Below are 6,465 nucleotides of genomic sequence, written 5' to 3'. Positions count from 1 at the left end.
ATGCCATAAAAATGCAATTTGATAAAAAAATTCAGGCCATAAGTTCTCATTTAATAAACATATGGACAAGATTATCATTTAGAGAACAGACAATAATCATCATTCTGCTTGAAAAGCCCTTACGTAGAATAGACATAGCAAATGAATTTGGAATATCAACAGGGTCATTAAGCAATTATTTAAATAACCTTCAAAATCAAGGCCTCATAATACTAAATAATGGATTATATGAGATTTCTGAGCCAATCCTCAAGAGATGGTTAGAATTAGAATTTAATGAGAAAGGAATTTATCCGTATAGAAATATATGAAATTTAACTAATTTTTGTTTACTTTGTTCTTTTCTATTAGGGATTTTAATTCTTTTAATCTCCAATCATGTTCGTTTATCTCAGATGCTTTTTTGAAGTAGTATAACGCCCCATCATAATCATCTAAATCAACCAAAGTGTACGAAATGTTTATTAAATAGTCAATGTTATTGGGGTTGCCATCAACAGCTAATTTAAAGTAATGATATGCTTTTTCGTACTCTTCCAGGTTAACCCATGAACAACCTAAAGAATTATAAAGAAACGGATCCGTATTTCCTAATTCCTCAGATTCATTCAAGTAAATCAATGATTCTTCAAACTGATTTAATAAACTTAAAATAGCACCTTTAGCAGATAAGATTTCTGGGCTTTTACCGAAAAGGAATATGCGATAATCAACAAGTTTTAAAGATGCTTTCAAGTAATTATTTTCCAAACAAAAACTAGTCAATCTAGTCAACGCCCATTCAAAAGGAAATATTAATAACAGAATAACAGCAAGAGAACATGTCAATAAAAATGGATTGGAATTTACCAGTCCTTCATAAATATTTAAAAGACAGCCTCCAAACAAAGCAGCAGATAAAAACAAAAGAAGTTTATCGTGCCCAACATCTACAAATCTAAAAAATATAACGAGTATTAATAGAGAAACAAAGAAAATATCTCTTAAATAGAAATTATAATAGATGCCAATCAATAAATTGGCAAATAATATAATTAGAACAATGAAATACTTCCCCTTGTCATCCATGTTAACATATTATTTAAATAAATCATATAAATAGTTGATGACAATCATTAAAAACCAGAATCTAAAATGTTGCATTGAATCAAATCTAAAAAAGCAGTAACTGATTTTATCAATATTATCTAATTGGAAACATAAAATATTTTTTAACATTAATGTCCAAAATTTAACAATAATTTAAGCCAGATTATCTGAAATAAATACGAACATTTCGTATAAAACTAATAAAAAAGTTCCGATACTTATCGATTCGGCCCACTAAAACTCTAACATGAAATTTATTTCACCAAATGTATAAGTTATTAATAGTTAATTAAACCAGTATCTTGATTTATCCGTAGATTTTTTAAGTATAATTTGAAAAGATTGTTTTTTAATTTGTATTTACCTCTTGATGGTTTAATTATCATGTTTTTATTGATTAAACTTTTTAATAATGCTGAAGGTTCTGAATTCAGATTAGCATTTTCCTTGATATAGGAATAAGATAAAATTGTTTCATCACTTTCAGCCATTAAGCATAGTATTTTTCGCTCCTCTGTAGTAGATTTGCTGAACAATGATTTAAATTCACGTTGAGCTAAAATGTTTAAGGAATACACAGAGGCCTTTTTAAACTCGACCATAGTTACTTCATTATCTTCATTAGTTTCTTCAAAACAACTGTAAGCAAGGATTTGCATATAATACGGAATTCCATTAGATAATTCATATATTGCCTTTAATACATCCTCTTCAAAGGCCACATTTTGTTCTTCAATAGGAATGTTAATTGCATCACATACTTCCCCATAAGATAATGGTCCAATCAAATAAGGTTCAAATATCCTTACTGCGGAGTCAAGTTTGTCTTGTATTTTATTGAAAATGTCTTCTGAACCTGTAGCTACAAACATTATGTTTTTTCCTTTTAGATTTAATTCTACTAGAGCATTTTGCAATATGCTTAATATTTTCATTGTTTCATCATTACCCATAATCCTTTGAAGATCATCAAACAGTAGAATTAAAACCGGATTGTCAGAGTCCAGCTCATCATAAATCACGTTTAAAATTTTTTCAAATGCGACAGCAGGACTGGTTTTAGGAATTTCACGTGATACTGATAAGCTTCCGATAAATGGAATATTAATGCCTAATGAACTTATTTTCTCCCAAAAATGACTAACATTAATATTTAACGTCTCAGAACATTTTTCTATTATTAATGAGTAAATATCTTCAAAATTTCCTTCCATTAAGGGAATTCTAACTGAATATACATCATCAATGTTAGTTATTTCCTCTTGAAATTTTAATAATAAAGATGTTTTTCCAATACCTTTTGGTCCATATAATATTAAATGGCCTGGAACTCCCATTTTAGTTGAGTTATATATTTTTTTAAGTTCATTTAATTCGTTTTCACGGCCGGTGAAATAGGATGGCAAGATTCCAGTTCGTTTTCTGAAAGGATTATGTTTCATGACTATAAACTCCAGTAAGACATTTCATAAAAAACATAAAAAAAATTTATGTTTCTTATGTTTCTTATGTTTTCAAAAGTATTTAAAAATTTTCATAAAAAACATAAAAAAAATTTATGTTTCTTATGTTTCTTATGTTTTCAAGAATCTAGAAATTTACATGAAACACATAAAAAAGTTCCGATACTTATTGATTTTTCATCGCTAAAAACACTTTAATTTATATAAAGAAACCCAAAAATAACACGAACAATTCGTATAAAACGTATGATATAGTTCGCATGCTTATCGATTTTTCACCGTAATCACAAAAAAAGAAAAATAAAAAAAATTAATTAATTTTTAATATTTCATCCAAGTCAAGCCTTGGGGATTCATATACTTACGATTCACACAATAACCTGAATTCTTTTTTTAACATTGCATTTAACAGAATATTATGAATTTTTTCAATTAAAAAACAAATTAAATTATAAATATATCAAATAATAAAATATATGATAATATACTTGATAGGTGTTTTTCATGAGAAATATTATTATTGTTCAGTGCATGTCTACAGGCAAAAATTACGTTCAAGACATTATTGATAGAAATTGCAATCCAATCGTTTTAGAAATGAAGCCTTTTGGAGATTCCGAAGATGCATTGATTTATCAGGAAGAAGTGAAAAGGGAATATGAATTGATAGAAAATGAATTTGATTTGATATATGAGAAAGACTCCTATGAAGAAACGCTTGAGATGGTTAGAGAATTTGATCCGGCAGTCATTGTCCCAGGTACCGAGGATGGGGTGATACTAGCCACAAAATTGGCGAATGACTTGAATCTGTTATGCAATCCCATAGAAAATATTGATGCAATAACTTTAAAAAATGAAATGCAAAACAGATTGGTCAAAAACAATCTGCGTTCAATCAAGGGGCAGGTTGTCAGATCCTTGGATGAAGCTATTGAATATTATGATAAAGAAAACTTAAAGGAAGTTGTAGTAAAACCCGTATACAGTGCAGCATCTGTAGGTGTGAGGCTGTGCTCAGACAGACAGGAAATGATTGATGCGGTAAAAGAGGTATTCAATTTAACAGGCGTTTATGGAAATGAATTGACAGAACTCGTCATTCAGGAACGCATCAACGGGCAGGAATATGTTGTTGATACTGTTTCATGCAATGGAATTCATCGAGTAACCCTAGTTTGGAAATACAATAAGATTAAAACCTCCGAAGGCGGAAATATATATGATTATGATATAACTGTTAATGAATTGGGAATCGGTGAGGCGGAACTTGTTGAGTATGCATTTGATGTTGCTGATGCCTTAGGAATAAAATATGGGCCAGTCCATGGCGAATATATGGTTGATGAAAAAGGGCCCGTCTTGATTGAAGTGAATTGCCGCCCCCATGGGGGCAGTATGGATGCAGAATTCCTGGATATGATTTCAGGCCAGCATGAAACCGACAGTTCACTTGATTGCTATCTAAATCCCGAAAAATTTAATCTGGAACGTTTGAAAGGCTATCATCCATTTGCCCAAGGAGTTGTAAAAAATTTCATTGTACCAAAAGACCTAATTGCCAAATCATCCCCTATGAATTCTTTAGGAATTAATTTAAAAAGTTTCTATAAAACAGACGTTTCGATTAAAAAACCTCAAACATTCCACAAAACCCAGGATTTGGAAACCGTAGGAGGAACTGTTTATTTGGTTCATGAAGACCCGCTTCAAGTTCAAAAAGATGTTGACTTTTTAAGGGATGTTGAAAAACGAGCCTTCCGACTGGTTTTAAGTGAGGAATTGCATGAAAATGTAGATATTGATGAAGAAAAAATTAAAAATGATACTGTTTCATTGATAAATGACATCAAACCTTATGGAACATGTCTTTTAGTCACTGAAAACATATATGATGATTTAGATTTATCCCAAATCACAACAGAAAACTTGGACGATGTTAAAGGAAAATTTAACTGCGTGGTAATAAACCTGAACAGAAGCCTTGTCGATAAAAAAGATGATGAAATTGCACGATTATTCTTAAATATATTGGATAAGGTCAAATTTGGCGGATTGATTTTTATTCCAAAAACAACCTATGAATATATGCCTAATTCTAGATTAGGTGCAGAAGCGCTTGTTAAAGTATTGGATTTTAAAATAGAAATGCCACTGCATAAATTAAATAGAATGATTATCGCATCAAGAATATAAATCTGGATAGTATGACATACGAACGAAATTTTGACTTGTTGAACAGGAAGTTCAGGGAATTGTTTTTCCCAACATTAATGGTTTCAATAGCAGGCAATTTTGCCGTCCTCGTGGATGCATTCTTCATCAGCATGTTCATGGGGTCAATGTATTTATCCATCGTGCAAAGTATTGAGCCATTTGTTACCTTTATTAATGTTATCTACTGGCTAATCGGTTTGGGAGGCAGCATCTTATGCACTATGGCAAAAGCAGAATTTAATGAGAAAAAAGGAAATGCATATTTCACGATTTCGATTATTGGAATTATAATTGTCGGGTTAATCATAACCCTCTCAACAATAATATTTCAAGGACCCTATGTTCAGCTATTATGTCATTCCACTCAATTAAAACCGTTGGTAACACAATACTTTTACTATTATGCCCTTGGAATTGTATTTGAATGTTATATGGTATGTTTAGCATATTTTATCAAAACTGATGGCTTTATTAATATGCAATTTAGGGCATTTTTACTTTGTAATGTGGTCAATATCATTCTGGATGTTGTTTTGATGAAATTTTTGAATCTGGGCATTTCCGGTGCGGCAATGGCAACAACTGTCGGACATGTTGTCTCAGCAATTTACATTACATTATACTTCTTCAAATCAAACAGGACTTTAAAATTCATTAAAGTTAAATCATCCGAGCTAATTGGTTATTTAGCAGATATCTGCAAAGCCGGGTTTTCAGGCTCTTCAGTTCCATTATATATTACAATCAGATTGGTATTTTTAAATGCTTTAATTGTTGGAATTTTAGGAGATTTAGGTTTATCCGCATTTAATATGTGTTATAACACCATGTTTTTAGTGGACATTTTTATTTTAGGTACTGTTCAATCAATTTTACCAATTTCTGCCGTCTATTATAAGGAGGAGGATTACACCGGTGTTGATTATGTAACCCGGAGATCCCTTAAAATTGTAATCGGATTTGGAGCATTCTTTTCAGCATTATTCATCTTGTTCCCTCAAATAGTATTATTCATATTTAATGTAAACAATCCTGCCGATATTCCTACAATAATGAACGTGATAAGAATATTTTCCATTAGTTTCATTGCATTTGCAGTCAATAGCCTGTACATGTTTTATGCAGAGTCTGTTCAATACAATAAATTGGCAAACATAGTTACTCTCATTCAGGGATTGATTTTCCCTGTACTGTTTGCATACCTCTTTACTTATCTGTGGGGAGCGGAAGGATTTTGGGCTTCTCTTGTTGTATCTGAATTTGCAACCTTATTGTTTATTTTCATATATTCCAAAATCATAGCCCGTAAAAGCAACGGTGCATATTCAGGATTTTTCCTGATTAAAGAACATGAAGACTCCTCAGTATTTGAATTCACCCTTGATGGAAATGTAGAGGATGCAATCAAATTATCTGAAAACATCCAGAAATCATTTAATGAAGACAGATTATCTGTTCTTGTAAGTATGGCGATTGAAGATATGATTGTCCATATCATCAGCATTAACGAGAAGATAGATTTAATTGATCTGATTATTAGGGATACCGGAGAATATATTCTAATTTCAATTAAATATTCTGGCGAGTGCATAAATGTAATGGAAGATGAAGATATGGCCTCAAATATCGCCATTTTAAACAAGATTTCGCAAAAAATTGATTATTCCCAAATATTGGGTTTGAACAATATTGTAAT

The 6,465-nt window shown here is 31.0% G+C and carries 5 protein-coding genes; 3 read left to right on the top strand and 2 right to left on the bottom strand.

What is annotated here, in order from left to right; all coding sequences use genetic code 11:
- A partial coding sequence (locus Q0W26_RS10945; RefSeq protein WP_298525224.1) for an ArsR family transcriptional regulator occupies nt 1-311 on the top strand: 311 nt, incomplete at its 5' end.
- A 7-nt stretch (nt 312-318) separates the two neighbouring features.
- On the opposite strand, the gene Q0W26_RS10940 is transcribed toward Q0W26_RS10945, so the two are convergent.
- Both Q0W26_RS10940 and Q0W26_RS10935 read right to left on the bottom strand, forming a co-directional pair.
- Nucleotides 319-1,068, bottom strand: coding sequence for a tetratricopeptide repeat protein (locus tag Q0W26_RS10940; protein WP_298525221.1), 750 nt, complete (start codon nt 1,066-1,068; stop codon nt 319-321).
- A 299-nt stretch (nt 1,069-1,367) separates the two neighbouring features.
- The gene (locus Q0W26_RS10935) at nt 1,368-2,531 is read right to left on the bottom strand and encodes an ATP-binding protein (RefSeq protein WP_298525218.1); all 1,164 of its coding nucleotides are present in this window, start codon (nt 2,529-2,531) and stop codon (nt 1,368-1,370) included.
- Between the two features lie 525 nt (nt 2,532-3,056).
- Here Q0W26_RS10935 and Q0W26_RS10930 point away from each other — a divergent pair.
- Together Q0W26_RS10930 and Q0W26_RS10925 are read left to right on the top strand one after the other, a co-directional pair.
- Nucleotides 3,057-4,748, top strand: a complete 1,692-nt coding sequence (locus Q0W26_RS10930) for an ATP-grasp domain-containing protein (RefSeq protein ID WP_298525215.1) — start codon at nt 3,057-3,059, stop codon at nt 4,746-4,748.
- Nucleotides 4,749-4,759: 11 nt separating this feature from the next.
- Nucleotides 4,760-6,465 (top strand): MATE family efflux transporter (locus Q0W26_RS10925; protein WP_298525213.1); only part of this gene is annotated, 1,706 nt, incomplete at its 3' end.

Source organism: uncultured Methanobrevibacter sp. (assembly GCF_947169325.1).
Taxonomy (GTDB): Archaea; Methanobacteriota; Methanobacteria; order Methanobacteriales; family Methanobacteriaceae; genus Methanocatella.
Note: the sequence above shows the minus strand (reverse complement) of the source record. Positions and strands in the feature narration are given on the sequence as shown.